We start from the raw sequence: 1,213 nt of genomic DNA, 5'->3' as shown, positions 1-1,213 counted from the left end.
ATAACAAGAGACTATGGCGTCAATAGTTATTTTTAAACTTTTGGCGCTTCCCACATAACACCGTCTCTGAGCATCGAATTGAGCGTGACAACCATCTTCCTGATACAAGCGATGATGGCTACTTTCTTAGGCTTTCCGGCCGCAACGAGTCGTTGATATGTTGCTTTAAAAACAGGGTTTGATTGAATGGCAGACATCATTGCCATGTATAAAACGGTTCGGACTTGATGTCGTCCACCTTGGATTTTTCGTTGCCCTTTATAGCGGCCACTTTCTTTGTTCATTGGTGCGACCCCGACTAATGAACTGGCTTCTTTGTTGCTGATATAGCCTAGCTCTGGCAGGTTGCTGATAATAGAAGCTGCGGCAATTTTACCAATGCCTTTCATGCTTTGTAGGATGATGTTTTTGGCCTGATATTCTGGGCAAGACTCAATGAGTTTTACTATGTTAGCCTCTATCTTTGCGATTTGATTTTTGAATACTGTTAGGACAGGTTTGATGGTCACAGCGAGCGCTTTGGGGAGAATTTGAAGACGGTTTTTCTCCATGGTTTGCATCACCAATAGTTGATTTCTTCTTGCGACTAAGTCGCTCATAGACTGCATAACAGCTGGCTTCAAGGTTGATAGAGTGGGTTGAATGGCCTCACCATAATGGGCAATGAGTTGAGCGTCTAGTTTGTCCGTTTTTGCTTTTTGGCCAATGGCGCCAGCAAAGCGTTTAATGTGAATGGGGTTGGCGATAACAAACGGTAAATGGGCTTCGGCGCAAGCCACAATAAAAGGCATTTCAAGGCGACCAGTGGCTTCAATAACGATGCGATTTGGCTGGTGTTTTTTAATGGCTTTGACCGCCTCTTTAATGCCTTTTTCATCATTGGCAACGGTGAAATAGATATCAAGGGGGCGAATATAAATATCGAGTTGAAACTTGCCAGTATCGACGCCGACGGTAATATTTTGATTAGTTTTAGAATTCATAATAAGCTAACTCTTGCTTGCAAATGCGGGTTCGAGACCCAGTAGACTATTCGAGTGTTTTGCTTGGAGTCCTTTGTCGCGTTCGTTCTTGTTATCGGTCTCTCAATAGAGGAGCCATCATTTAATCGAACTACGACAAGGAAAGCGTTAGTTGCAGCTAACGCCTGGGTCTCACATTACCCGAAACTGGGTGTAAAGGGTCAATTAGGTGGGTTAATTATCCATACAAG

At 43.5% G+C, this 1,213-nt stretch carries 1 protein-coding gene; it reads right to left on the bottom strand.

Features of this window, described 5'->3' with window-relative positions:
* Positions 1 to 32: 32 nt before the first annotated feature.
* Entirely contained in the window at positions 33 to 983 is a 951-nt protein-coding gene (locus K6Y21_RS21040) for an IS110 family RNA-guided transposase (RefSeq protein WP_233073907.1), read from the bottom strand.
* Positions 984 to 1,213 lie beyond the last annotated feature (230 nt).

Origin of the sequence: Motilimonas eburnea, from assembly GCF_021295345.1 — a bacterium.
Lineage (GTDB): Bacteria > Pseudomonadota > Gammaproteobacteria > Enterobacterales > CBDFNC01 > Motilimonas > Motilimonas eburnea.
Note: the sequence above shows the minus strand (reverse complement) of the source record. Positions and strands in the feature narration are given on the sequence as shown.